This is a genomic window from Polynucleobacter meluiroseus, from assembly GCF_900205755.1.
Lineage (GTDB): Bacteria > Pseudomonadota > Gammaproteobacteria > Burkholderiales > Burkholderiaceae > Polynucleobacter > Polynucleobacter meluiroseus.
In genome coordinates, this window is the sequence record NZ_OANS01000001.1 from 135,845 (window position 1) to 162,376 (window position 26,532).

The following is a 26,532-nucleotide window of genomic DNA, read 5'->3' on the forward strand; positions in this document are numbered from 1 at the left end:
ATTAGAGCAAACGCCTTTGAGACTTTACTGGATCGGCTTCAGCGTTCATTTGTAAGCGCTGCCGTTCCATAAATTCTTTTAAGGTGTCAATGCCACGCAGTTGCAAAATCGTATTGCGAACAGCAGCCTCAACGAGTACAGCTAAGTTACGACCTGCGGCAACCTGAATTTTGACTGTGCGAATACCTACGCCTAGAACATCAATATGTTGAGCCTCTAAGGGTAGGCGCTCAAATTCACCGTCTGTGCGGCGCACGAGTTGCACAATGAGGCGGAGCTTAAGCTTTCGACGTACGGCGGTTTCGCCAAAGATAGTCCGAATATCCAATAATCCCAATCCCCGTACCTCTAAAAGATTACGCAAGATGATAGGGCAGCGACCCTCAATATAGTCAGGTCCAAGACGCGAAAAATCCACCGCATCGTCCGCTACCAAACCATGACCCCGAGAAATCAGTTCCAGGCCTAATTCACTTTTGCCAAGGCCGGATTCTCCAGTAATCAATACGCCCAATCCCAGAATGTCCATAAAGACACCATGCATAGTGATCTGGGGCGCGCCAATTTTCGTGAGGTAAATGCGTAAATGATCAATGACCTCTGCAGCAGAGCGAGGGGTAGTAAATAACGGGGTAGAAGAGCGTTGGCAGAACAGCTGCAGATCAGGGTCGGCAGATTTACCATCGGCAACAATCACACAAGGAGGCGTCTTTGAAATCAGTTCAGAGATTTGTTCTTGCTTTTGTTTTTGATCCAGTGCTGCGTGGTAATCCACTTCCTGATCGCCAAAGATTTGAATGCGGCTAGGGTGTATCAGGTTTAAATGTCCAACTAGGTCAGAGCTTGCTGCTGCAGCCTTTACAGCCTCTTTAGGAAAAGTTCTGTCGGCACCTTCTAAGCCTCCAATCCAAGATAACTTCAGATCCGAGACGTTGTCGTCAAAGATTTGTTGCGCAGTTACCCCTTCTAGAAGCAAAGGTTGGATCATTGATGAGAGCCCCAGTTTTGAAGGAAATGACAAATATTCTCAGGACTGCTGTCCGAGTTCAGTAGCTTTCGATTTTCTGGTTCCGACAACAATTGTGCAATTGATGACAAAATTTCTAGATGCTGCTGAGTCGCTTTTTCTGGGACCAATAAAACAATCAAAATCGAGATAGGCTCAGCATCGGGTGCGGCAAACTCAATAGGCTCATTTAGTCTTATAAAAGCAGCTATAGGTTGCTTAAGTCCTTTGACTCGTCCGTGGGGAATAGCTACTCCTGCACCGAGAGCGGTAGAGCCGAGTTCCTCGCGGGCATCTAAGAAGCCAACTACTGCACTGGCATCCAAGTGAGCATGTTGGGAAAAAAGTGCGCCTGCGACTGCAAATGCCTCAGCCCTGCTTTTGGCAGGATTATCTAAGGAGATGCAGTCGGGGGCAAATAAAGTAGTCAGGGCATTCATATCGTTTGATTATAGGTGTCCCGACTCCAGCAATTACTCAAAATGCTTATCGTGATGGTGATCTTGAATTTTTTCTTTGTGTTTGACAACCTGGCGCTCGAGCTTATCCACCACGGCATCCATCGCATGGTAAAGATCGGCATTATGAGCTTGGGCAAAGATTTCTTTGCCTTTGAGATGAATGGTGATCTCAGCGGTTTGGCGTAGGTCCTTCTCTTTAGTATTGTCGATGATAAGAAAGGCCGAAGCATCCAGCACATGATCAAAATGTTTACGAACTTTGGCTAAGCCAGCTTCCAAATGGGTTCGCATGGCTGGAGTAACTTCTAAGTGATGGCTATTAATTTTCAAATTCATCAGCAGCTCCTAGGTAATCTCTGTGCGTAAGTTATTGCCAAGGGTGCGCAGTAAACCCTTGTCTTATCTCATTAAGTTTATTGGGATGAAGAGAACATGCCCCTCCAGCGTATCAGCGATTTTGTTGAAAACCAAGTGGGGGTAAGCTCTTTTTGTAAAAAATTTCCCCAATTCGCTTTCTTACATACGGAAGTTTTCGCCCAAATACACTCTGCGAACGGCATCATTTTGAATAATTTCGTCTGGTTTTCCAGCTGCTAAAACGCTTCCTTCGCTGATGATGTAGGCGTGATCGCAAATACCCAGTGTTTCACGCACGTTATGGTCGGTAATTAAAACCCCAATCTGACGATCACGCAAAAAGCGGACGATCCGCTGAATTTCCCCAACTGCAATAGGGTCAACACCTGCGAAGGGCTCGTCCAGCAAAATAAATTTGGGTTGAGAAGCGAGGGCCCGTGCGATTTCAACACGTCGACGCTCTCCCCCTGAAAGGGATAAGGCAGGGTTATCGCGCAGATGGCTTATTTGCAGCTCGCCTAATAGCTCATCTAAGCGCTGCGCTATCGCAGCTTTACTTAAAGGCTTGCCACCCTGAACTTGTAACTCAAGAACTGCTTGAATATTTTCAGCAACATTGAGCTTTCTAAAGACCGAAGCCTCTTGTGGCAGGTACGATAGTCCCATGCGGGCACGCTCATGAATGGGTAGATGCGTGATGTCAGTACCGTCTAAATTGATATTGCCGCCATCGAGAGGGACCAAGCCTACGATCATGTAAAAAGAGGTGGTCTTGCCAGCACCGTTGGGACCCAATAGACCTACAACCTCACCACATTTCACTTCAATAGAGACATCGCGAACTACAGTGCGTGAGCCATAGCGTTTTTGTAAGTGTTGCGCTTTAAGGGTGGGAGCACTGGCTAGACTATTTGTATCCGTGGTCATTTCTCTAGGGTCGCTTTTTTTCTAGGTGAAAGGATCGCTCTTGCTAAAGGGAGATCCTCTAATTTGGCATTTGCGGGTGGTAAGACCCGATAGTATTGCTTCACATCATCATATTCAATTTTCCAGCCATGCAATTGATCGAGCATTTGCATATTGAGCAAACGCTTGAGGGTGGCATCGCCAGTCAATGTCAAGAATTCAGTTTTTGCGTTATAGGTGACCACGCTAGAGCGGCCTTGCATAAACTCATCTGCACGGCCATCGCGGCGCTGACGAAAATTAGCCAAGTCCTCTGGAGTGCCTTGAACATCAATATATTCATAGCCCTCCGGATCTACCTTAATATTGCTTTTATCCCCTGTAATCAAGATGCTTCCTTTGGTCAGTAGGACAGTGCCATCTAGTTGATAGATTTGCTGTACGTCATCAACAGATACTTTTTCGGCCTCAAGTACGATGGGCTTATCCTGATCTGCTTTTTCAGCATGCGAGACTCCGAGGCTAAATAATCCGAAGAGGAGAAGAGCTAAAGCGGTCTTATGCAAATTAGAGGAGGTGATTACCGTCATGGACGTATTCCTTGTTGCTCCCGCTCAATTCGGCCTCGTACTTGACCTGACAAGACCATGCTTTGCTGAACATTATTAAACGTGCCCCCATCACTCGCATGCATGACCGACATCCCCTGTTCTAGAGTGATTGGTTTATTGGTTTCGATGATGTCATCGTTAATAAGCACTTTAAAAAAAGAAGACAGTGCTAGCATTCTTGGTCTAGCAGGTTCAGTGGCTGAGGCTGCTTGTGGCGGGCGAAAAATCTCTGCATTACCGGTTAAGTCTAGGATAGTAAGGTCGCCATCCAAATGTCCAAGATCAGACTTCACTGTGACAGCCGCTTTCCCTGGGGGAAACAAGCGCATCCGCGGCGCAGTAATGTCAATCGAAGCATCATCATCGTAGTGAATCACTTTTTTGCCTAAGATCCGATATTTTGTTTTACCTAATTCATCTAGGGCAGAGAGCGCCCCATTCACAATGGTGTAATCCGGCTCATGCAAGCGAACCCGTTCAATGACTGATTTTGATACGGGTTCATTTTGTTTCACTAGCCAGAATGTGACGAGCGTCAAAACACCCATCAATAACAGGGGCGTGAGGCGTAGCAAGCTACGCAATAAGCCTGTTTTGATGGTTTCAGAATTCAGATAGGCTGTTTTCATGACTTAGCCACGTGCCTGAGCAAGCAATCCTTCATATTGGTTCTGTGCTTTGAGAATGAGATCGCAAACTTCACGCACAGCGCCCTTACCGCCGGCCGCCTCAGTCACAAAATGCGCGCCATCTTTCACGCTCACATGAGCCTGAGCAGGGCATACTCGCAAACCAGCCGATTTCATCATGGCAAGATCAGGCCAATCATCGCCCATGACCGCGCAATCTGCAGGTTTCAAATGCAATGCTTGAAGAATTTCTTGCAGAGCAATCGCCTTATCTTTCACACCCATGTGTACATGATTAATCCCGAGCTCAGTGCAGCGCCCTAAGACCATTTTGGATTCTCGGCCCGTAATGACCGCAGTAGGTATGCCCACCTGCTGTAAAAGCTTGATGCCAAGACCATCTTGAATATCAAATGACTTAAATGCTTCTTGTCCATCCGGCCCAATAAATACTTGGCCATCGGTAAGCACTCCATCCACATCCAATACCAATAACTTTACCTGGGTAGCGCGGTCCCATGCTTGCGGATAACGACTAGAGGGATTGGTATTGTGGGGATGAAAAGCATTAGGCATAAGAGGGTGCTGTAAAGAAGGGGGTGGGCAGGTAATTTAAATTACTTTAGCGGCAAATAGGTCATGCAAATTCAGGGCTCCCAAAAGTGCTCCTTGGGAATCCGTCACCACTAAATGATTGATGCGATGTTTTTCCATCATCTCAATCGCTTCCTCTGCAAGCAATTCAGCGGGGATGGTATGTGGCTTGCTGGTAGTGGCTGCTTTAAGAGAAAAGTCAGTCAAATTGCTACTCTTTTCCAGCAAGCGGCGTAAGTCGCCATCGGTAAAAATGCCGGCTACTTTCTGATGCTCATCAAGGGTGACCACCATACCCATGCGTTTAGCAGTCATTTCTAACAAAGCTTCTGATAGAGGAGCTTCCTGCGAAATCTTGGGGGTGTCGCCATAACTACGCATCACCTCACTCACGTACATGAGCAATTTACGACCAAGTCGTCCGCCTGGATGGGAGCGCTGGAAGTCCTCAGCCTGAAATCCTCTGACATCCAAAAGTGCAACGGCTAGCGCATCACCCATGGCAAGGGTCGCGGTAGTACTGGCGGTCGGAGCCAGATTGAGTGTGCACGCCTCCTTCTCTACGCTGGTATCCAAATGGGCATCGGCCAGCTTGGCTAGGGAAGAGTCTGGCGCGCCGGTTAAAGCAATTAATTTCGCACCAGTGCGCTTCACAATGGGGACAATAGTGAGAAGCTCTTCTGTTTCCCCAGAGTTGGAGAGGGCCACAAAGACGTCATCTCGCGTCACCATACCCAAATCACCATGACTGGCTTCCGCAGGATGAACAAAGAACGCAGGGGAGCCTGTAGAGGCAAAGGTGGCCGCAATTTTGCGGGCGATGTGCCCAGATTTACCAATCCCTGAAACTACGATGCGGCCTTTGCAAGAATGCAGAAGTTCCACCGCGAGCACGAGGGCGTCCGCATTGCTGCCTGCCAATCTATCGCGCATAGTGAGCAGGGCATCAGCTTCAATGCTCAAGGTATCAAGCGCAAGCTTTAGGGTACGTTCACGAGTCTTAGCTATCATGGGGTGAGTATATGCCGTCAGTCCTTCAGTTAACTCTCATTTTGCTGGCCTCTGGCGTGGCCGGGGTAGTCATTTTCCGCTATTTTGGCTTGCCCCCTATTTTGGGCTATTTGGCCATTGGTGTCCTTATCGGCCCAAATGCCCTTGCTTTGGCTAATGATTCAGCTACGGTCAAATACCTTGCGGAATTCGGCGTCGTCTTTCTGATGTTCTCCATTGGCTTGGAATTTAACCTCCATAAGCTAAGAGCCATGCGCACCATCGTATTTGGTTTAGGTGGCAGCCAGGTGGTTTTGACGATGTTGTTGGCGGTTCCAGCAAGCTTGCTGCTAAATCAGATTTACCCTATCTCTTGGCAGGCTGCAATCGCCTTAGGGGGTGCTTTAGCGATGTCCTCAACGGCCATTGTGACCAAGCTCATCGCCGATCGCTCTGAGTTAGAGACAGAGCATGGCCGAAATGTCATCGGAATACTCCTTTTTCAGGACTTGGCAGTAGTTTTCTTGCTGATTCTGTTGCCATCCTTGGGTAAAAATCCTGGCGACTTGGTGATTGCACTAGCTTTGGCTGGCATCAAGATCGTAGTTGCCCTGACCCTCATTTTTGTCATTGGCCAGACTGTGATGAGTCGCTGGTTTAGATTGGTCACCAAACTACGCTCCCAAGAGCTATTCATGCTCAATCTCTTGTTGATTGTTTTGGGCATGGCGGGTTTAACAGAATATTTTGGCCTGTCTTTGGCGCTGGGCGCCTTTTTGGCCGGGATGCTCATTGCTGAGACTCCCTTTAGGCACCAAGTTGAAGAGGATGTGAAGCCTTTTCGGGATGTCTTGCTCGGTCTTTTCTTTATTACCGTGGGCATGCTGCTGGACTTTGAGGTGATACATCAGCAATGGCTCTTGGTATTGCTTTTACTGGCCGGCCCACTAATCTTAAAGTTTGGCTTAATTGCGTTGTTGTCTCGCGCCTTTGGTTCTAGTCCAGGCATTTCGATTCGGACTGGTCTCTGTTTGGCGCAAGCTGGAGAATTTGGCTTTGTCTTACTCAATCAAATTGATGGCTTGGACATGATTGATCCGGCTTTAAGCCAAGCAGTATTGGCGGCGATGCTGATTTCCATGTTTGGCGCTCCTTTCTTAATTCAATATAGCGACCGCATCGCCATGCGCTTTGCCAGTAATGAATGGCTATTGCAATCCCTGGCATTAACTCGCGTGGCTTCTAAAAGTGTCCGCTCAGAAAATCATGTTCTGATTTGTGGATTTGGGCGCTCGGGGCAAAGCTTAGCCCGCATGTTGGATCAAGAAAAAATTCCATACATTGCCTTGGACATGGATTTGGATCGAGTGAAGGAGGCGGCAGCGGCTGGCGACAATGTGGTTTACGGAGATGCGAGTCGAGAAAATTTTTTGGGCGCGGCTGGCTTATCTAGGGCGAAGGCGGTTGTCATCACTTACGCCGATACTCCAGCGACCTTAAAAGTGTTGTATCAGGTGGAGCGTTTACGCCCAGGCATGACAATCTTGGTACGCACTAAAGATGATGCCGATTTATTGAAGTTGCAGGCCGCTGGTGCAACCGAGGTAGTTCCTGAGTTAATTGAGGGAAGTCTCATGATGGCCTCCCACGTGTTGCTGATGATGGGTGTGCCCATGCGTAAGGTAGTACGCCGTATTACCAAGGCGCGTGAGGCTCGCTACACCTTGCTACGAGGATATTTTCGGGGGGCTGATGATGCTGATTTACAGACCACGGAATCTTGGAGGCTTCACTCGGTTACGCTATTGCCGGAGTCTGCCAGCATTGGCAAAACACTTGCAGAGCTTTACCTAGAAAACGAGGGCGTGAGTGTGCAGGCGGTTCGACGTAAAGTGGGTGGAGCTGATTATGTCAAGCTCGAGCTGACACCCACTTTAACTCTGGAAGCAAATGATGTGTTGGTGCTCTCGGGCAATTCAGAGGCAACCGAATTGGCTGAATCTAAATTGCTCTGAGTAAGCTATTTCTTTTTCCCTATTTCTTTTTCTGTTTGCTTGCAGGAACTTTACGGGTAAGTAGTGGCGCTAAGTAGTGGCCAGTAAAGCTAGCCTCATTTTTAGCGACGTCTTCAGGAGTGCCAGTGGCAATAATGAGTCCACCGCCAGCACCACCTTTAGGTCCTAGATCGATGATCCAGTCGGCTGTCTTAATCACATCCAAATTATGTTCAATGATGACAATCGTATTGCCCTGTTTCTTGAGGGTTTGCAATACGGTGAGCAGGAGTTGAATGTCGTGAAAATGTAGACCAGTAGTGGGCTCATCCAAGATATACAAGGTTCGACCAGTATCGCGCTTTGAAAGTTCTAAAGAAAGCTTGACGCGCTGAGCTTCGCCACCTGAAAGTGTCGTAGCGCTCTGACCAAGTTTCACATAACCTAGGCCAACATCGAGCAAGGTTTTGAGTTTGCGTTTGACCAGTGGAACGGCTTCAAAGAATTCATGTGCTTGTTCAATCGTCAACGATAGAACTTCATGAATATTTTTGCCCTTATAGCGAATATCTAATGTTTCGCGGTTGTAGCGCTTGCCATGACAAATGTCACAAGGGACGTAGACATCGGGCAAGAAGTGCATTTCTACTTTGATGACGCCGTCGCCTTCGCAGGCATCACAGCGCCCACCTTTGACGTTAAAGGAAAAGCGACCAGCTTCGTAGCCACGTTCTCGCGCTGCAGGTACGCCACAGAAAAGCTCGCGGATAGGGGTGAACAAGCCGGTATACGTCGCTGGGTTGGAGCGTGGCGTTCTGCCGATAGGAGATTGGTCAACACTGATGACCTTATCGAAATTCTCAAGACCCTTAATGGCATCGTGCGCTGCGGGTTCCGCATTGGAGCCATAAATATGTTGGGCTACAGCATGATGAAGTGTGTCGTTAATCAGTGTCGATTTACCCGAACCGGAGACGCCTGTCACGCAGGTGAGTAAGCCCACAGGAATTTGGGCGTGAACCGATTGCAGATTATTACCACGCGCGCCCATGATTTCAAGAAACTTATCCGTTACTGGGATGCGTTTTTCTGGCACAGCAATACATTCGCGTCCTGAGAGGTAGGCACCAGTTAAGGAATTTAGATTTGCTTCAACTTCCGCAGGCGTGCCTTGAGCAACAACTTCACCACCGTGCACTCCGGCACCTGGCCCAATATCAATCACATAGTCAGATGCGCGGATCATATCTTCATCGTGCTCGACTACCAACACGCTATTGCCTAAGTCGCGCAAGTGTTTCAGGGTGCCAATGAGGCGATCGTTATCGCGTTGATGCAAGCCAATGGATGGCTCATCTAATACATACATCACACCAGTTAAACCAGAACCAATTTGTGAAGCTAAGCGAATTCGTTGTGCCTCTCCACCAGAAAGGGTGTCAGCACTTCGTTCAAGGGAAAGATAGTCTAGGCCAACGTCATTTAAGAAGCGTAAGCGAGCACTGATCTCCGTCACTATCTTGTCGGCAATTTCTCGTTTAGCACCTTTTAATTGCAAGACTTCAAAATATTCCTTCGCCTCTTTTAAAGGTAGCGCACTGATTTCGAAAATGGCACGTGACTGTTTGTCGTCACCCACTTTGACAAAGCGAGCTTCTCTGCGCAGACGACTACCCTTACAGTCTGGACAGATTTGCATATTTTGGTAGCGCGATAGCTCTTCGCGCACGGTCATGGAATCGGTTTCGCGATAGCGTCTTTCGAAGTTCGCCACGATGCCCTCGAAGGCATGCTCGCGCACACTATTTTTGCCGCGCTCATTGATATATTCAAAAGGAATGGTGATATCGCCAGAACCCAAAAGAATTAAATCTTGCTGCTTTTTGCTCAGTGTCTCAAATGGCTTTTCAACATCAAAGCCACCATGCTTCGCTAGTGTCTGTAACAGTTTGAAATAAAACTGATTACGGCGATCCCAGCCTTTGATCGCTCCCGATGCCAGAGATAAATCCGGATGCGCCACAATGCGCTTCGGATCAAAAAAGGATTGATGGCCTAAGCCATCGCACGATGGGCAAGCGCCCATAGGATTGTTAAAGGAGAAGAGGCGCGGCTCCAACTCTCTTAAAGAGTACGAGCAGACCGGACAGGCAAACTTGCTAGAGAAGATCATCTCTTTGCCCGTATCCATATCCACAATCATGGCTTTGCCATCGGCAAGGCGCAGGGCGGTTTCAAATGACTCGGCCACACGTTGCTGAATGTCAGGACGCACTTTAATGCGATCAACAACTACTTCAATGGAATGCTTTTCGTTCTTCTTCAGCTCAGGTAGTTGATCGACTTCAAAGATTTCTGCTTTAGCCGTATTGGTTGTCCCGCCACCAGATCGAACCCGAAAGCGCACAAACCCTTGGGCTTGCAAGTCTTGGAAGAGATCGACAAACTCGCCCTTACGCTCGCTCACTACTGGAGCCAAAATCATCAACTTGGTATCTTCGGGCATCGATAAAACGGTATCTACCATTTGCGACACACTTTGTGCTTCAAGTGGCAAATCGTGATCAGGGCAATGGGGTGTACCAGCCCGGGCAAACAGCAAACGGAGGTAGTCATGAATTTCCGTGACGGTGCCGACAGTCGAGCGGGGATTGTGGCTCGTGGCTTTTTGCTCAATGGAGATTGCTGGTGATAGGCCTTCTATGACATCGACATCAGGCTTTTCCATCATTTGCAGAAATTGACGCGCATAGGATGAGAGAGACTCAACATAGCGTCGTTGACCTTCAGCGTACAAGGTGTCAAATGCTAAGGAGCTCTTGCCTGAGCCGGATAGGCCAGTGAGAACGACCAATTTCTCCCTAGGAATGTCTAGGTTGATGTTTTTGAGGTTGTGGGTGCGGGCACCGCGGATCTTAATGTAGTTGTTCATGTTTTTTTAGCGTAACTTGTTAATATAGCCCTTTCCCATGAATTCTTCTGAACTTCGCTCTACTCTGGCCTTAGCGGGCATTTTTGGCCTACGTATGTTGGGCCTGTTTCTGCTTTTGCCGGTTTTTAGTATTCACGCTCGGGGCTTGCCAGGCGGAGACCATGCCCTTTGGGTTGGTCTTACCCTAGGAATCTTCAATATTGTTCAAGCTTGCTTCTATATTCCCTTGGGACGTCTGTCAGATCGAATTGGGCGCAAACCGGTTGTTTTATGGGGCCTTTCCTTATTTGTTGCTGGTGCCTTGATTTGCGCTTCCCAGGAGGACCTGCTTTGGATTGCGATTGGGCGCGGAGTGATGGGTGCAGGAGCGGTATCAGCGGCCATTTCCGCTTGGGTGGCTGATTTAACGCGTGAGCAAGTGCGTACGCGGGCCATGGCGATCGTTGGTGGCAGTATTGCACTCTCTTTTGCCCTTTCCTTGGTGATTGCCGCCCCAATTTACAAAGTCATTGGTCTGAGTGGAATTTTTGTAGTGTTGGCCGCTCTAGGCGTTATTGCGATTTGGGTGACTTACTCTGTCCTCCCAAGTGCAATGCCCGAAACGCAAGTTCAACAGGCGAGTCTAAAAGCGGTTTTTTTCCGCCCAGAGCTGATGCGTTTAAATGCGGGGGTCTTTGTGCTGCACGCCACCCAAGTGGCGATGTTCTTGGTAGTTCCTCGTTTGCTCGTTCAAGCAGGCTTACCGCTGGCATCACACTGGCAGGTGTACCTTTCAGTAGTGTTGCTTTCCTTCGTTTTTATGGCACCAGTATTGATTTTGGGAGAAAAAAAGCATGCCTTGCGGAAGGTGCTGTTATTAGCGATTGTGTTGCTGTTTATTGCTGAGCTGGTATTCATCAAAGCAGGATCCATCATGGGTATCTCACTGGCCTTATTGATTTATTTTGTCGGTTTTAACCTACTCGAAGCATTACAGCCCTCATTAGTTTCTCGCTTTGCAAAAGAATCCAAGGGCACCGCACTAGGTGTTTACAACACGACACAATCTATTGGCTTATTCACAGGGGCTGTCGCAGGGGGCTGGTTAATGGATAGCCATGGCGATTTATCTGTCTTTATGATGGGCGCTGCCCTTCTTTTATGCTGGCTTATAATTGCTTGGTCAATGCGCGAGTTACCAGCGAAGGTAGTAGATTCAACGGATACAGAAGCAAAGACAGTGCCTTAGCTATACATATAGAATCTATTTTTAGAGCAGTCATTTAGATTCATTTCACATCATCATTTTTCTTCGGGAGACAACATGGCTTCGGTAAATAAAGTCATCGTGGTAGGTAACGTTGGGCGTGACCCAGAAACCCGTTACATGCCAAGCGGCGACGCAGTAACTAACATTTCAGTAGCGACATCAGATCGCTACAAAGACAAGACTTCAGGCGAAATGAAAGAAACCACAGAATGGCATCGAGTCGCCTTCTTTGGAAAACTAGCTGAAATCGCTGGTCAGTATCTTAAAAAAGGTTCACAGGTTTACGTGGAAGGTCGTTTGAAAACCCGTAAATGGACCGATGCCAGTGGTCAAGAAAAATACTCCACCGAGATCGTTGCAGAAACTATGCAAATGCTTGGTGGTAAGCCAGTAGGTGGCAGCGGTGATGGCGGTGAAAGTTATAGCCGCTCAAAGCCGGTTGAGCAATCCGCACCAATGTCCTCTAACGCCGCTTCGCTGGGCGCAATGGATGACGACATTCCGTTCTAATAGAGAGCTGGTGAGTTCAGTAAAAACGGCCCCTTTTAGGTTTTCCTACAAGGGGTTTTTATTGTCTGGCGTGACGTACGTTCTCAGGCCAAACTGCATTATGGTCAGTGCGAAATGGATTGATATCCAATCCACCGCGCCGCGTGTAGCGTGCATACACTGATAAATGCTCGGGTTTGCACTGGCGCTTAATGTCACAAAAGATGGTTTCAACACAATGCTCATGAAACTCACCAAGCTGTCTAAAGCCAATCAAGTATCGCAATAGCCCTTCTTGATCGATCGGACGCCCTTGATAACGAATTTGGACGCTGGCCCAATCGGGCTGACCGGTTACTGGGCAATTTGACTTTAGTAAGTGCGAGACCAAGCACTGTTCGGTGGGGCCAAAAGCACTATTCACTGTCAGTAGCGAAGCGTCGGCTGAAAGTGCTGGATCAATAGTGATATCTAGTCTATCGAGCAAGATGCCGCTCATTTCTTGCATGCCTTTTTTGGCAACCTGCTCAGGTGTATTAATCTGAACGTGAATTCGGCTCCCTGCAACCTGAGATAAGTCGGCCGTGATGCGCTCACGTAATTCGTCTGCATCTACAAAGCGCGCGCTATTGAGGCTATTGAGATAAAGCTTGAATGACTTTGATTCAATCATATTTGGTGAATCTGCCGGCACCTGAAATTCAGCCAAGGCAATTTGGGGTTTGCCTTTGGGGTTAAGCCAGCTAAGTTCGAAGGCGTTCCAAAGATCTACTCCTAAAAACGGCAATTGCTGCGTTGGCGTGATACCTAATTTCTGGCGATTCACAATGCGCGGAATGGGGAAAAGTAAGCTAGGGTCATATTGATCGGGATAGGCAGATTGTTGGCCTAGAACTAGGGTAGACATAAATAGATCAGTGAAGAAAGAATGAAGGAGGGATGCTAGGGCTTAGGAGGGTTGGATACGCCCGAAACGACATGTCCTGTTGGAGCTACAGCAGAAGCAGATTGGCAATGACCAGTTTGATCATCAAAGAAAAAATCGGGTTCGAATTCTCGGAGGAATTCACTTTTGGACAAGCCTCCTAAAAACATGGCTTCATCCACATCAATACCCCAAGCCATGAGAGTCCGTATGGCCCGCTCGTGAGCTGGAGCTGAGCGCGCGGTCACTAAGGCTGTACGGATCCGCATGCCAGCTTCACTGGTAGAGCGCTGAAGATGATGAAGTGCTTCAAGCAAAGGTTTAAAAGGCCCTGGTGGCAAGGGAATAGCAGCCTTTTTACTTTCATGATTCACAAATGCGACCAAGCCTTTTTTCTGAAAGACCTGTTCTGCCTCATCGGAAAAGAGCACCGCATCACCATCAAAGGCAATACGAATTTCATTAGGGTGTGATTCCGCTGTTTTGCTTGATTCGGGATAGACCCGCGCCGCTGGAAAGCCGGCATCAATAGTTGCTCGGACATCATCTTCGTTAGCTGACAGAAAGAGGTTTGCGTGCAAGGAGCGAAGATAGTGGTAAGGAGGTCGGCCTCTAGTAAATACACCCCGCTCTAAATGTAAGCCGTGATGTTCTGCGGAACGAAAGACCCGCAGACCACTCACTGGATCGTTGCGCGAGAGAATTACCACTTCAACTCGTTGTTCGCCCACATCATTAAAGGCCAGCAACTTCTTCACCAGTGGAAAAGCAACTCCAGTTTGTGCCGCGATCCCTAGGCGGTCGAGCTGGAGCTTCATGTAAGCGCTGTCGTCAGTGGATTCAAAAATGCGATTCTCTTCCTCGAAATCAAAGAGGGCACGCGATGAAATCGCTACAACGAGTTTGCCGGTGAGTGTGAAGGACATCTTATTTTAGAAAAAGGCGATAGGCTGGATTATCGGTTTCATCCCAATGAGGATACCCAAGGGATGTTAAGAATTTCTGAAACGCCCTCTGTGCATTTTGGGGCACTTGAATACCCACCAGAATCCGACCGTAATCGGCACCATGATTTCGGTAGTGAAAGAGGCTGATATTCCAATTAGGAGCCATGCTAGTAAGGAACTTCATTAGCGCGCCTGGCCGCTCAGGGAACTCAAAGCGATACAAAAGCTCATCCTTAGCCAATGTAGACCTGCCGCCCACCATATGGCGTAAATGCGATTTTGCTAGCTCATCATGTGTCAGATCTATCGTAGCGAATTTAGCCTTACGAAAATGCTTGGCGATGGCAGTGCTGTCAGTGGCTTTCTGGGTGCCAATACCAATAAAAATATGGGCCTCATCTTGATCGGCAATGCGATAGTTAAACTCTGTCACATTACGCTTACCTAAGAGCTCGCAAAAGCGCCGAAATGAACCGCGCTCTTCAGGAATGGTGACAGCAAAAACAGCCTCACGGGATTCACCAACATCAGCGCGCTCTGCTACAAAGCGCAAGCGACTGAAGTTGATATTTGCACCACAAGCAATGGCTACCAGATTCTTCTTTTTTAAATGATGTTTGCCGACATACTTTTTCATGCCCGCGATCGATAGGGCGCCTGCAGGTTCTAGGATGCTCCGAGTATCCGTAAACGCATCATTGATAGCGGCGCAGATTTCATCGGTATCGACGGTGATGATGTCATCGACTACGCGTTTGCAAATCCGAAAGGTTTCTTTGCCAACCAGTTTGACTGCAGTACCGTCGGAAAATAGTCCGACATCCTTCATTTCAATGCGTTTGTTAGCCTCGAGCGACCTTCTCATAGCATCTGAGTCGACGGATTGCACGCCAATCACTTTGGTTTTAGGACTGACTGCTTTGACGTATTCGCCAATGCCGGCAATTAAGCCACCGCCACCAATGGCCACAAAGATGGCATCAATTGGTTCTTGGCATTGCTGAAAAATTTCCTTGGCGATCGTGCCTTGTCCGGCAATGACGTCAGGATCATCAAAGGGGTGGACGAAGGTCAGACCCCGTTTTTTTTCTAAAATCTGGGCATGTTGAAAGGCATCGCTATATGACTCGCCAACTAAGATGATCTCGACCCAAGAGCCACCATGTGCTTTGACAGCATCAATTTTGACGCTGGGGGTCGTTAGCGGCATCACAATGACAGCCTTGCTTTTCATTTTGGCTGCTGAGAGAGCTACTCCTTGGGCGTGATTGCCCGCGGAGGCGGCGATGACCCCCCGTTTGAGTGCCTCAGGGGATAAGTGAGCCATTTTGTTGTACGCACCGCGTAACTTGAAGGAGAAAACGGGTTGGTTGTCTTCTCTTTTCAGTAAAACTTGGTTGCCTAAACGCTTGCTCAGCTCAGGAGCTAATTGCAGTTCAGTTTCTCTAGCCACGTCATAGACTTTGGCCGATAAAATTTTCTTTAAATAATTTGTCGCCATCCAATGAGCGTACCACGGATGGGCTCTAAGCCCTTAGTTTTGAAAGGGTTTATCGCTGACTCAGACATTTTGAGCGGATCCCTGTCAATATCGAATTCCTCAATTAAAATGCATATTTGTTAAATATGACGCCATGAACGCACCCTTAGCTTTAAATCAATTGCTAGACGCCGAGGCAGCAGCTCCGCGCTTGCGTGAAATTCCTTACAACTACACCTCTTTTTCAGATCGTGAAATTGTGATTCGCCTCTTGGGCGAGGAATCTTGGCGCGCCCTGAGTTCACTGCGTGGGGCACGTCGTACCGGTCGCTCAGCTCGTATGTTATTCGAGGTGCTCGGCGATATCTGGGTGGTTCAGCGCAACCCTTATTTGCAAGATGATTTACTGGATAACGCTAAACGCCGTCAACTATTGGTGGATGCTTTATGGCATCGCCTGGGCGAGGTAAAGAAACGCGCTGGTGAGGAATCGGCAGAGCAAGTTGGAATTTTGCTCAGTGCTGCCCGCCGTGCAGTGGAAAACTTTGAGCAGGGCTTTAAGGAAGTTGAAATCATCCGTAAGCGCGCTCGCAAAGAGCTTGGGCGTCATACAGCTTCTGACAATATTTGTTTCGATGGTATGTCCCGTGCCGCCCATGTGACCGATGCAACCGATTGGCGTGTCGAGTTTCCGTTGGTGGTTCTCAAGCCCGACTATGAATCTGAGATTCCTGGCCTCGTTAAGGGTTGTATTGCGCTCGGACTGACAATTATTCCGCGCGGAGGAGGCACTGGCTATACCGGTGGCGCCATCCCTTTGTACGCCATGTCGGCAGTGATTAATACTGAAAAACTCGAACAAATTGATAGCGTTAAAAGTAAACGTTTGCCTGGCGTCGAGCATGAAGTCTCTACCATCTTTACTGGCGCTGGGGTTGTTACCCGTCGCGTAGCAGATGCGGCAGAACGCGCTGGCTTGGTGTTTGCGGTTGATCCAACTTCAGCAGATGCGAGCTGTATCGGCGGCAATATTGCCATGAACGCTGGTGGGAAGAAGGCCGTGTTGTGGGGAACTGCACTCGATAACTTGGCAAGCTGGCGGATGGTGGATCCTGACGGAAATTGGCTTGATGTTGAGCGTCTTGACCATAACCTAGGCAAGATCCACGTTGCTGAAACCGTCCGCTTCCAGTTGACATGGTCTGATGGCTTGAGTGAGCCTGGCCAACGTATTCTTAAACAAGAAACCTTGGTAGTTCCAGGCAAGCGTTTCCGTAAAGAGGGATTGGGCAAAGACGTTACTGACAAATTCTTATCAGGCTTGCCAGGCATTCAAAAAGAAGGCTGTGACGGCTTAATTACCAGCGCTACTTGGATCTTGCATCGCATGCCTAAGCATATGCGTACGGTTTGCCTAGAATTTTTTGGTCAAGCGCGCGAAGCGATACCTAGTATTGTGGAAATTAAAGCGTATTTAGATGGCTTGACTAAAGAGGGCGGCCCAATTTTGGCTGGCTTGGAGCATTTGGATGACCGTTATCTAAAAGCAGTGGGTTACTCCACTAAATCAAAGCGCAATAGTTTGCCTAAGATGGTCCTCATCGGTGATATCGCCGGCGATGATGAGCAGGCAGTGGCAGCGGCAACTAGTGAAGTGGTCCGTATGGCCAACCTGCGCGTTGGTGAAGGTTTTGTAGCAGTGAGCCCAGAGGCACGCAAGAAGTTTTGGTTGGATCGCGCACGCACTGCGGCAATTGCGCGCCATACCAATGCGTTCAAGATTAACGAAGATGTGGTGATTCCGTTGCCACGTATGGGTGAGTACACCGAAGGGATTGAGCGCATCAATATTGAGCTCTCACTGAAGAACAAGCTTCAAGTACTCGATGGTCTAGAAGTCTTTTTACACAAGGGCGCCCTGCCTTTAGGTAAATCGACTGAGGACGACGATATCCCTACAGCAGAAATTTTGGGGGACCGTGTAGAGCAAGCGCTCCAACTCATTGAGGGTGTGAGAAATCGTTGGTCGGATTGGCTCGCTAATATGGATGCCTACTTTCCGGAATTGCAGAACTTCACATTGCGAGCTTCTTGGAAAGAAGAAGTGCGTGCTGAACTACGGATTATTTTCGGCGGCTTATCCTTTGAGCCGATCCTGAGTGAGTTAGAGGCGATTCATAAGAAAATTTTGCGTAAGCGGGTGTTTATCGCTTTGCATATGCATGCCGGTGACGGTAACGTGCATACCAATATTCCCGTCAATTCCGATGACTACGAGATGCTGCAAGACGCGCATCAGGCAGTAGATCGGATTATGAAATTAGCCCGCTCATTAGACGGGGTGATTTCAGGTGAGCACGGAATTGGTATTACCAAGCTGGAATACCTGACTGAAGAAGAGCTCAAGGACTTCCGTAGCTATAAGAATCGCGTGGATCCTGAGGGTCGCTTCAATAAAGGCAAGTTGATGCCACATGCTGACCTCAGCATGGCCTACACCCCCAGTTTTGGCTTGATGGGACACGAGTCCATCATCATGCAGCAAAGCGATATCGGTGCCATAGCTGATAGTGTGAAGGATTGCTTGCGCTGCGGTAAATGTAAGCCGGTATGTGCCACGCACGTACCGCGAGCCAACTTGCTCTACAGTCCACGTGACAAAATTTTGGCGACTTCTTTATTGATTGAAGCTTTCTTATACGAAGAGCAAACCCGCCGTGGTGTATCTATTCGCCACTGGGAAATGTTGGATGACGTGGCCGCGCATTGCACGGTTTGTCATAAGTGCCTCACGCCATGCCCAGTCAATATTGACTTTGGCGAAGTGTCGATGAATATGCGCAATCTGTTGCGCAAGATGGGTAAACAACAATTTAATCCCGGCACTGCTGCATCGATGTTCTTCTTAAATGCTACCAATCCAGAAACTATTAATTTAGTTCGCAAAGTGATGATTGGTTGGGGTTACAAATTGCAGCGTTTAGGCAATGATGTTTTCCGTAAGCTGGCGCGTAAGCAAACAGCGCATCCGCCAGCAACTGTCACCAAGCCAAACATGAAAGAACAGGTCATTTTCTTTGTGAATAAGAAGATGCCAGGCAATTTACCTAAGAAGACTGCGCGGGCTTTGCTGGACATTGAGGATGCGAACTATGTTCCTATCATTCGTGATCCGCAAACTACCTCTGCTGATACCGAGGCTGTCTTTTACTTTCCTGGTTGTGGTTCCGAGCGCCTCTTTTCTCAGGTGGGCTTAGCAACGCAAGCCATGCTCTGGAATGTAGGTGTGCAGACGGTCTTGCCGCCAGGTTACTTATGTTGCGGTTATCCGCAGCGTGGCAATGGAGACTTCGATAAAGCGGAAAAGATGATTACCGATAATCGAGTCCTCTTCCATCGAGTTGCGAATACCTTAAATTATCTTGATATTAAAACTGTCGTTGTGTCTTGCGGAACTTGTTACGACCAGTTGGCGGGTTATCAGTTCGACCAAATTTTCCCGGGCTGCCGAATTATTGATATCCATGAATATTTACTAGAGAAGGGTCTTAAGCTTTCTGGAGTATCTGGCGTGCGGTACATGTATCACGATCCATGCCATTCACCTATGAAGCTTCAGGACCCCATCAAAACAGTTAACGAGCTGATTACGCAAGAAGATGGCAAGGCTATTTTGAAGAATGATCGTTGCTGTGGTGAGGCGGGCACCCTTGCAGTCACGCGGCCAGATATTTCGACGCAAATTCGTTTTCGTAAGCAGATTGAAATGGAAAAGGGCGCCAACGACTTACGTAAGGATGACTTTGTGGGCGAAGTCAAAGTGTTGACTAGCTGCCCATCTTGCCTGCAGGGCTTAACTCGTTTTGATGCAGATAGCGGTACAACTGCAGACTATATTGTGGTCGAAATGGCGCAAAAAATATTGGGCGAGAACTGGATGCAAGAGTACGTAGCCAAAGCCAATCAAGGCGGCATTGAAAGGGTCTTGGTCTAATGATTCCAACTCAGGTCGTAGTGCATCAACAATCCAAAGTGTTGGAGTTGGGTTATGAGAATGGCAAAACCTATCGCTTGCCATTTGAACTACTCAGGGTGTTATCTCCATCTGCTGAGGTGCAAGGGCACGGTCCTGGTCAAGAGACCTTACAAACGGGTAAGCGCGATGTCTTGATTGCGAATCTTGAGCCCGTAGGTCATTACGCTCTGAAACCTTCATTTTCAGATGGGCATGATTCTGGCTTATATTCTTGGAGCTTCTTGCTGCATCTCTGTGAAAATCAAGACTCCTTGTGGCAGGCCTACTTGGCGCGTTTAGCTGCGGCAGGCTTGGAACGAGATGCGCCTATGATTGTTGCCGGTGGCCATGCTTGCGGTAGTCATTAAGCGTTCAGTGAATCTGATTTAATTTAATTAAGCGAAAAAGAACTTCATGAGTAAAACCCATTTCGGCTATCAAAGTGTGGATGAGGCCGAAAAGGCAAATAAGGTCGCTGAGGTGTTTCATTCGGTGGCGAGCAAATACGATGTCATGAATGATTTCATGTCCTTCGGTTTGCATCGGCTGTGGAAAAAATTGACAATTGCACGCGCTCAGGTGCGCCCTGGTCAAAAAGTCTTGGATATTGCTGGTGGAACTGGGGATTTAGCGGCTGCGTTTGCCCGTGCAGCAGATTGGGGTTATCAAGCGGATGCACAAGTGTGGCTAAGCGATATCAATGCCTCTATGCTGGGAGTTGGGCGCGATCGACTGTTGGATCAAGGTTTGGCTTTGCCTTGCGTCCAATTTGATGCGGAGCAAATTCCCTTTCCGGCGAATCACTTTGATGTGGTGACGGTTGCTTTTGGTTTGCGGAATATGACGCACAAAGAGCGTGCGTTGCAGGAAATGTGCCGTGTGATTAAGCCGGGTGGCCGGGTGTTGGTTTTAGAGTTTTCTAAGCCCGATGCATTTATTCAGCCCATCTATGATGTGTACTCATTTAAGGTATTGCCTTGGCTAGGTGAGAAGATTGCGCAAGATTCAGAAAGCTATCGCTACTTAGCGGAATCCATCCGTATGCACCCAGATGCACCAGCCCTGAAAGAAATGATGCTGGAGGCAGGTTTTGACGAGGTTGAAGTCCACAGAATGTCTGGGGGTATTGTTGCTCTGCATATTGGTATTAAATACTGAGTATTGTTAATTACAAATTCGCTGTTCCTTTGTGAAGTAGAAGTTCAGAAGTCAGTAGTGACCTTTAGGAGTAACAAAATGAATGCACATTTTTTTAAAGCAGCATTTCTCAGCTTGAGCTTGGTATTTGCTTTGGTTGGCGAGGTCGATGCAGCCCGTTTGGGCGGCGGCAGAAGTATTGGACGCGCCCCGAGTGCGCCAATGCAAAAACAAGCTGCCCCTGTGCAAAAGCCAGCACAGCCGACCCAAGCAACTGCACCACAAGCCCCGACCCCTAGCCGTTTTGGCGGTATGGGCGGTATGTTAGGTGGCTTGGCTGCAGGTCTGGGTATTGGCTATCTTTTATCCCATTTTGGTATGGGTGAAGCGGCATCCTCACTCATCACAGGATTATTAATTGCCGCATTAGCTGGCTTCGTCATTCTCTTTGTAATCAGAAAGTTGATGCCTGCTTTGTCGGGCGCTCAACGGGCTCCAGCCCCTTCTCAGGGCATGCAACGTACTAGCTTTGATCCATCGCCACGGCAGGATCCAGCCTTTGCGCCGATTGCGAATAATTTTGGCGGCAGTTCAAACGAGCCGGCCCCATTTCAGTCGACCTTACCGCCAGGTTTCGATGAATATGCGTTCTTGGGAAATGCCAAGCAGTATTTTGTGGCACTTCAAAAAGCCTGGGATCAAGGGGATTTGGCTGCTTTACACGAATATACGACCCCAGAAATGTTTGCTACGATCTCGCAAGACTTGGCTGGACGAGCTGACAGTTCAAATCAAACCGATGTGCTGTCCATTGAGGCAAAGTTAATCGGCATTGAAACTAACGCAAACCGGTACTACTGCAGCGTGCAATTTACCGGCATGATTTCTGAGCAACCTGGCGCACCTGCCAACCACTTCTCAGAATTATGGAATTTGAGCAAACCAGTTGAGGGTCCAGGAGGCTGGGTTTTGGCAGGCATTTCTCAGTTAGTTTAAGCTTGAGGCACTTTCCAATGGAAACCCGCACGAGTGCGGGTTTTTTACACTTATGAGCACTGATACTCTTCCAGGTCACACCATCGCCGCTGACGCAGTTTGTCGCGGGATTAACCACGTGCTTGCAAGTGAGCCTTGGGCAATGGCTGAATTGGCGCGTCATGCAAATAAGACGATTTTGCTGAAGTTACCTGTCGGCAATCTCGGAGTCCAATTAAGTGACCAAGGCCTCTTAAAGGTTGCTGCTGATAATGAAAATCCAAGCCTCATTCTGGATGTTTCTGCCCAGGCGCTCAGCGAGCTCATTGGCGGCCCAGGTAATTTACGGGAACAGGCTTTTAAAGCCGTTCGGATTACTGGTGATGCAGACTTAGCGCAATTATTAGGACGTCTTGCAGGACAGGTTCGCTGGGACTATGAAGAAGACTTAGCTCGCATGGTGGGAGACGCGCAAGCCCACTTGACAGTGCGCGAGGGTAAGAAATTGCTAAAGGCCGGACAAGCTGCTGCACAAGATTTTTTAGGTAATGTAATTGAGTACCTTACTGAGGAGAATCAGGTGCTACTGAATAAGCGAGACTTGATGGCTCGCAAAGTGGAATTAAACGACTTGCGTGATGCAGTGGATCGCATAGAAAAACGCATCCAATTATTAGAAAAAAAGGCTTCATAAACCGTGCGTCGATTAGCTCGTCTGTGTTTTATATTCTTTACCGCTTGGCGCTTTGGACTCTTGTCTTTATTGCGCGATCACCTCAAGCCAGGACTGCGCAGGGGATTTCTGTCGATTCTTTGTTGGGCTTCTCCAAATGCCCATTTACCCAGAGGCGAACGTATTCGTCTGACCCTAGAGGCGTTGGGGCCGATCTTCGTCAAGTTTGGCCAAGTACTTTCTACTAGACGGGATTTGCTACCAGAGGATATCTCCAATGAGTTAGCCAAGTTACAAGACCAAGTTCCCCCCTTTTCAAATGAAGAGTCGCGGCGTCTGATTGAAAAAGCATTGGGACAATCGATCGAGGAGATCTTCGTTAGCTTTGATGCGACGCCAGTGGCAAGTGCTTCTGTCGCACAAGTGCATTTTGGCGTGTTGCGAGCCACTGAGAAGCATCCAGAGTGGCAGGATCGTGCGGTTGCAATTAAGGTCTTACGCCCAGGCATCTTGCCAGTAATTGATAACGATATTGCCTTGATGTATGACCTCGCAAGGATTATTGAAAAAGTATCCGAAGACGGCCGTCGCCTTAAGCCGCGAGAAAATGTAGCTGAGTTTGATACCCATTTGCATGATGAGTTGGATCTCATGCGTGAGGCGTCTAACGCCAGTCAGTTGCGCCGTTATTTTGTAGATTCAAAAAAGTTGATGATTCCAGAGATGTATTGGGACTTATGCCATACCAATGTCATCGTCATGGAGCGGATGTACGGTATTTCAATTGGGCGTTATGCAGAATTGCGCGCCGCCGGAGTGGACTTTAAAAAGCTCGCGTCCGATGGGGTGGAGATATTTTTCACCCAAGTATTTGAGTACGGCTTTTTCCATGCGGACATGCACCCTGGAAATATCATGATCAGCCTAGAGCCGGATACTTTCGGCCGTTTCATTTCTTTAGATTTCGGTATTGTTGGCGCCTTAAGCGAAACCGATAAAAACTACTTGGCCCTCAATTTCTTGGCTTTCTTCAATCGTGATTACCGACGCGTAGCTGAACTTCATATTGAATCCGGCTGGGTACCAGCGAATACTCGGGTTGAGGAGCTAGAGGGCGCCGTTCGTTCGGTTTGCGAACCCTACTTTGATCGCCCATTAAAGGAAATCTCTTTAGGCCTAGTTCTCATGCGCCTCTTTCAGACTTCCCGTCGCTTTAAGGTGGAAATTCAGCCGCAATTGACTCTGCTGCAAAAGACCTTGTTAAATGTCGAAGGGCTCGCGCGCCAGTTAGATCCAGACCTAGACCTGTGGAAAACCGCCAAGCCGATTTTGGAAAAGTGGATCAGTCAGCAATTGGGTTGGCGCGGCCTCATCGACGGAATCAAGGCCGAAGCGCCAATGTGGGCCAAATTAGTACCTACTTTGCCCCGTTTAATTGCTGAAAGCCTGGCACAAAATCAGAGTCAATATCTTAAAAAGGACCAAAATCAGCAATTGGAGCTGCTTAAAGCACTCTTGCTGGAAGAACGGCGCACCTACCGCTTATTTGTCGGCGCCTTACTTTTTGGAGGTGGTTTTTTGCTCGGCGTGTTAATTATTGGCCTGAGGATTTATTAAGCACTCGCTTGTCGTGGTCTATACCGCTAAAATGGCAAATTAGGCAAATCACAATTACATGAAAAAATACTTTATCGCCGGCATTCTAGTTTGGGCACCCATGTCTGTCACCATATGGGTGATCGCGGGCGGCCTAGGTATGCTCGATGGTGTTTTTGGCTCGGTAATGCGTGCCATTATTGCCGTTTTCCCAAACCAGTTTGAGCCTGATCTGCAGCATTTCCGCGACTTACCAGGCGTAGGCATTCTGATCGTAGTGTCAGTCATCATGTTTACCGGGCTGTTGGCCATTAACTTTGCCGGGCAGTGGTGGTTGCGGGCCTGGGATAACCTAATGCACCGCATCCCAATTGTCCGCTCAATTTACTCCAGCGTTCAGCAAGTCTCCTCCACTCTGTTCTCTGGCAACGGTCAGGCTTTCAGCAAGGCGCTATTAATTCGTTACCCTCATGCTGAATCATGGGCAATTGCATTTCAAACAGGCGCTCCTGCACAGGAAGTGACTGCAAAGTTGGGTGAGAACTACGTCAATGTATTTCTACCTACTACTCCCAATCCTACCTCTGGCTTTTTTATGATCGTACCCCGCTCACAAACGATCGAGTTGGATATGAGCGTGGAAGAGGCGCTCAAACATATTGTCTCTATGGGCTCTGTACCGCCCACGATCCCAAACGATTTGACTGTGAAGTCAGCTCATTCATCTTGATTTATAGGAAATTTTATGTCGATGCGAAGCCACACCTGCGGCCAGGTTACTGAATTACTGATTGGTCAAGAAGTCACCCTCTCTGGTTGGGTGAATCGTCGTCGTGACCATGGCGGCGTGATCTTTATTGACTTACGTGATCATCAAGGTTTCGTCCAAGTGGTATGCGATCCTGATCGCCCAGAAATGTTTGCTTTAGCTGAAGAAGTGCGCAACGAGTTTTGCATTCAGATCAAAGGATTGGTACGGGCGCGTCCTGCTGGCACTGAGAACAATGACTTGGTTAGCGGAAAAATTGAGATTTTGTGTCATAGCTTGGTGATTCTGAATGCGTCTATTACTCCGCCATTCCAGTTAGATGACGAGAATTTATCCGAGACAACTCGCTTAACTCACCGCGTGCTGGATTTGCGTCGCCCACAGATGCAAAAGAATTTGCGTCTACGCTATAACGTCGCTATGGAATGCCGCCGCTATTTAGATGCCGCGGGCTTTATCGATATTGAAACGCCTATGCTCACCAAGAGCACACCAGAAGGTGCGCGTGATTATTTGGTGCCATCGCGTGTTCATGACGGTCAGTTTTTTGCCTTACCTCAGTCCCCCCAGTTATTTAAGCAGTTGTTGATGGTGGCGGGTTTTGATCGCTACTATCAAATTACCAAATGTTTCCGTGATGAAGATTTACGGGCAGATCGTCAGCCTGAATTTACTCAGATTGACTGTGAAACTGCATTCCTGAGCGAGCTCGAGATTCGTGATTTATTTGAAAACATGATTCGTCATATTTTCAAGGTCACCATGAATGTAGAGTTACCCAATCCCTTCCCGACCATGCCTTACTCCGAAGGTATGGCGCGTTTTGGCTCTGATAAGCCAGACCTGCGGGTGAACTTTGAATTTACCGAATTGACCGACTTGATGAAAGACGTCGATTTCAAGGTATTTTCTGGCGCCGCCAATCAAGAAGGCGGACGCGTAGTGGGCTTGTGTGTGCCCCGCGGCGCTGAAATTAGTCGTAGTGAAATTGATGACTACACTCAGTTTGTGGCGATCTACGGTGCCAAGGGTTTAGCTTGGATTAAAGTGAACAAGGTTGCTGATGGCCGCAATGGCTTGCAATCTCCTATCGTGAAGAACCTACATGATGCGGCAGTGGAAGGCATTATCAAGCGCACTGGTGCAAAAGATGGCGACATCATTTTCTTCGGCGCTGATAAAGAAAAAGTAGCCAACGATGCAATGGGTAATTTGCGACTCAAGATTGGTCATTCAGCATGGGGCAAAGCGCATGGACTCTTTTCTGAAGGCTGGAAGCCATTGTGGGTAGTTGATTTCCCCATGTTTGATTACGATGACAATGAAGCGCGTTGGGTAGCTTGCCACCATCCCTTTACCAGTCCAAAAGACGAGCATATGCAGTATCTAGAAACCGCTCCAGGAAAATGTTTAGCGAAAGCCTACGACATGGTCCTCAATGGCAGTGAAATTGGCGGTGGCTCGGTACGTATCCATCAAGAGGCAGTGCAAAGCCAGGTATTCCGTGCCCTAAAGATTGGCGCTGAGGAAGCCCAAGCCAAGTTTGGATTCTTACTTGATGCCCTGCAGTATGGTGCGCCTCCCCATGGCGGTATTGCTTTTGGACTTGATCGTATTGTGACTATGATGACTGGGGCTGATTCCATTCGTGACGTCATCGCCTTCCCTAAAACACAACGCGCGCAGTGCTTATTAACTCAGGCACCTAGCCCAGTGGATGAACGTCAACTCAAAGAGTTGCATATTCGTTTACGTCAAGCAACTCCTGCAGCGTAATTTAGCGAGAAATTAGCTTAT

Annotated in this window: 23 protein-coding genes; 11 read left to right on the plus strand and 12 right to left on the minus strand. The window is 48.2% G+C overall.

Features of this window, described 5'->3' with window-relative positions; all coding sequences use genetic code 11:
- Position 1: 1 nt before the first annotated feature.
- The 8 genes from hprK to CP950_RS00810 form a co-directional block, all read right to left on the minus strand.
- Complete coding sequence (gene hprK / locus CP950_RS00775) at positions 2 to 976, minus strand: HPr(Ser) kinase/phosphatase (protein WP_207760192.1); 975 nt, start codon at positions 974 to 976, stop codon at positions 2 to 4.
- 8 nt (positions 977 to 984) lie between these two features.
- Positions 985 to 1,446, minus strand: a complete 462-nt coding sequence (locus CP950_RS00780; protein WP_096671959.1) for a PTS sugar transporter subunit IIA — start codon at positions 1,444 to 1,446, stop codon at positions 985 to 987.
- Positions 1,447 to 1,479: 33 nt separating this feature from the next.
- Positions 1,480 to 1,803 carry a ribosome hibernation-promoting factor, HPF/YfiA family gene (hpf, locus tag CP950_RS00785; protein ID WP_096671960.1) on the minus strand — a complete coding sequence of 108 codons (324 nt, stop codon included), beginning with the start codon at positions 1,801 to 1,803 and terminating at the stop codon, positions 1,480 to 1,482.
- A 180-nt stretch (positions 1,804 to 1,983) separates the two neighbouring features.
- Positions 1,984 to 2,751: an LPS export ABC transporter ATP-binding protein gene (lptB, locus tag CP950_RS00790; RefSeq protein WP_096671961.1), complete on the minus strand. Its 768-nt coding sequence runs from the start codon at positions 2,749 to 2,751 to the stop codon at positions 1,984 to 1,986.
- Positions 2,748 to 3,320, minus strand: coding sequence for a lipopolysaccharide transport periplasmic protein LptA (lptA, locus tag CP950_RS00795; RefSeq protein WP_096671962.1), 573 nt, complete (start codon positions 3,318 to 3,320; stop codon positions 2,748 to 2,750). Before lptA ends, lptB begins: the two co-directional genes overlap by 4 nt.
- Positions 3,317 to 3,970 (minus strand): LPS export ABC transporter periplasmic protein LptC, encoded by a 654-nt coding sequence (gene lptC / locus CP950_RS00800; protein WP_096671963.1) that lies wholly within the window; start codon positions 3,968 to 3,970, stop codon positions 3,317 to 3,319. Before lptC ends, lptA begins: the two co-directional genes overlap by 4 nt.
- Positions 3,971 to 3,973: 3 nt before the next feature.
- The gene (locus tag CP950_RS00805) at positions 3,974 to 4,546 is read right to left on the minus strand and encodes a KdsC family phosphatase (protein WP_096671964.1); all 573 of its coding nucleotides are present in this window, start codon (positions 4,544 to 4,546) and stop codon (positions 3,974 to 3,976) included.
- A gap of 36 nt (positions 4,547 to 4,582) precedes the next feature.
- Positions 4,583 to 5,575, minus strand: coding sequence for a KpsF/GutQ family sugar-phosphate isomerase (locus tag CP950_RS00810; RefSeq protein ID WP_096671965.1), 993 nt, complete (start codon positions 5,573 to 5,575; stop codon positions 4,583 to 4,585).
- 11 nt (positions 5,576 to 5,586) lie between these two features.
- On the opposite strand from CP950_RS00810, the gene CP950_RS00815 reads away from it, so the two are divergent.
- The gene (locus CP950_RS00815) at positions 5,587 to 7,569 is read left to right on the plus strand and encodes a monovalent cation:proton antiporter family protein (RefSeq protein WP_096671966.1); all 1,983 of its coding nucleotides are present in this window, start codon (positions 5,587 to 5,589) and stop codon (positions 7,567 to 7,569) included.
- A gap of 19 nt (positions 7,570 to 7,588) precedes the next feature.
- Here the strand turns inward: CP950_RS00815 and uvrA are convergent, their stop codons facing one another.
- Entirely contained in the window at positions 7,589 to 10,480 is a 2,892-nt protein-coding gene (gene uvrA, locus CP950_RS00820; protein ID WP_096671967.1) for an excinuclease ABC subunit UvrA, read from the minus strand.
- Between the two features lie 37 nt (positions 10,481 to 10,517).
- Between uvrA and CP950_RS00825 the strand changes: the two genes are divergently transcribed.
- On the plus strand, positions 10,518 to 11,708 hold the full coding sequence (locus tag CP950_RS00825; RefSeq protein WP_096671968.1) for an MFS transporter: 1,191 nt from the start codon (positions 10,518 to 10,520) through the stop codon (positions 11,706 to 11,708).
- 75 nt (positions 11,709 to 11,783) lie between these two features.
- Complete coding sequence (ssb, locus tag CP950_RS00830) at positions 11,784 to 12,239, plus strand: single-stranded DNA-binding protein (RefSeq protein WP_096671969.1); 456 nt, start codon at positions 11,784 to 11,786, stop codon at positions 12,237 to 12,239.
- Between the two features lie 58 nt (positions 12,240 to 12,297).
- On the opposite strand, the gene queF is transcribed toward ssb, so the two are convergent.
- Genes queF through ilvA form a run of 3 tightly spaced genes read right to left on the minus strand, consistent with a single transcriptional unit; the run spans position 12,298 to position 15,591 of the window.
- A complete protein-coding gene (queF, locus tag CP950_RS00835; RefSeq protein WP_096671970.1) occupies positions 12,298 to 13,125 on the minus strand; it encodes an NADPH-dependent 7-cyano-7-deazaguanine reductase QueF in 828 nt (275 codons plus the stop codon).
- Between the two features lie 35 nt (positions 13,126 to 13,160).
- A complete protein-coding gene (locus tag CP950_RS00840) occupies positions 13,161 to 14,069 on the minus strand; it encodes a 5'-nucleotidase (RefSeq protein WP_096671971.1) in 909 nt (302 codons plus the stop codon).
- A 1-nt stretch (position 14,070) separates the two neighbouring features.
- Positions 14,071 to 15,591, minus strand: a complete 1,521-nt coding sequence (ilvA, locus tag CP950_RS00845) for a threonine ammonia-lyase, biosynthetic (RefSeq protein WP_096671972.1) — start codon at positions 15,589 to 15,591, stop codon at positions 14,071 to 14,073.
- Positions 15,592 to 15,724: 133 nt separating this feature from the next.
- Here ilvA and CP950_RS00850 point away from each other — a divergent pair, with 133 nt between their 5' ends.
- The 8 genes from CP950_RS00850 (at position 15,725) to aspS (ending at position 26,511) form a co-directional block, all read left to right on the plus strand.
- Complete coding sequence (locus tag CP950_RS00850; protein WP_096671973.1) at positions 15,725 to 19,564, plus strand: DUF3683 domain-containing protein; 3,840 nt, start codon at positions 15,725 to 15,727, stop codon at positions 19,562 to 19,564.
- On the plus strand, positions 19,564 to 19,953 hold the full coding sequence (locus CP950_RS00855) for a gamma-butyrobetaine hydroxylase family protein (RefSeq protein WP_096671974.1): 390 nt from the start codon (positions 19,564 to 19,566) through the stop codon (positions 19,951 to 19,953). Before CP950_RS00850 ends, CP950_RS00855 begins: the two co-directional genes overlap by 1 nt.
- Before the next feature lie 46 nt (positions 19,954 to 19,999).
- Positions 20,000 to 20,743, plus strand: coding sequence for a bifunctional demethylmenaquinone methyltransferase/2-methoxy-6-polyprenyl-1,4-benzoquinol methylase UbiE (ubiE, locus tag CP950_RS00860; protein WP_096671975.1), 744 nt, complete (start codon positions 20,000 to 20,002; stop codon positions 20,741 to 20,743).
- 78 nt (positions 20,744 to 20,821) lie between these two features.
- Positions 20,822 to 21,718, plus strand: coding sequence for a Tim44 domain-containing protein (locus CP950_RS00865; RefSeq protein ID WP_096671976.1), 897 nt, complete (start codon positions 20,822 to 20,824; stop codon positions 21,716 to 21,718).
- Positions 21,719 to 21,770: 52 nt separating this feature from the next.
- Entirely contained in the window at positions 21,771 to 22,391 is a 621-nt protein-coding gene (locus CP950_RS00870; RefSeq protein WP_096671977.1) for a ubiquinone biosynthesis accessory factor UbiJ, read from the plus strand.
- A 3-nt stretch (positions 22,392 to 22,394) separates the two neighbouring features.
- Positions 22,395 to 23,987: a ubiquinone biosynthesis regulatory protein kinase UbiB gene (gene ubiB, locus CP950_RS00875; protein ID WP_096671978.1), complete on the plus strand. Its 1,593-nt coding sequence runs from the start codon at positions 22,395 to 22,397 to the stop codon at positions 23,985 to 23,987.
- 58 nt (positions 23,988 to 24,045) lie between these two features.
- On the plus strand, positions 24,046 to 24,696 hold the full coding sequence (locus CP950_RS00880; RefSeq protein WP_096671979.1) for a DUF502 domain-containing protein: 651 nt from the start codon (positions 24,046 to 24,048) through the stop codon (positions 24,694 to 24,696).
- A 15-nt stretch (positions 24,697 to 24,711) separates the two neighbouring features.
- Positions 24,712 to 26,511 carry an aspartate--tRNA ligase gene (aspS, locus tag CP950_RS00885; protein ID WP_096671980.1) on the plus strand — a complete coding sequence of 600 codons (1,800 nt, stop codon included), beginning with the start codon at positions 24,712 to 24,714 and terminating at the stop codon, positions 26,509 to 26,511.
- Positions 26,512 to 26,532 lie beyond the last annotated feature (21 nt).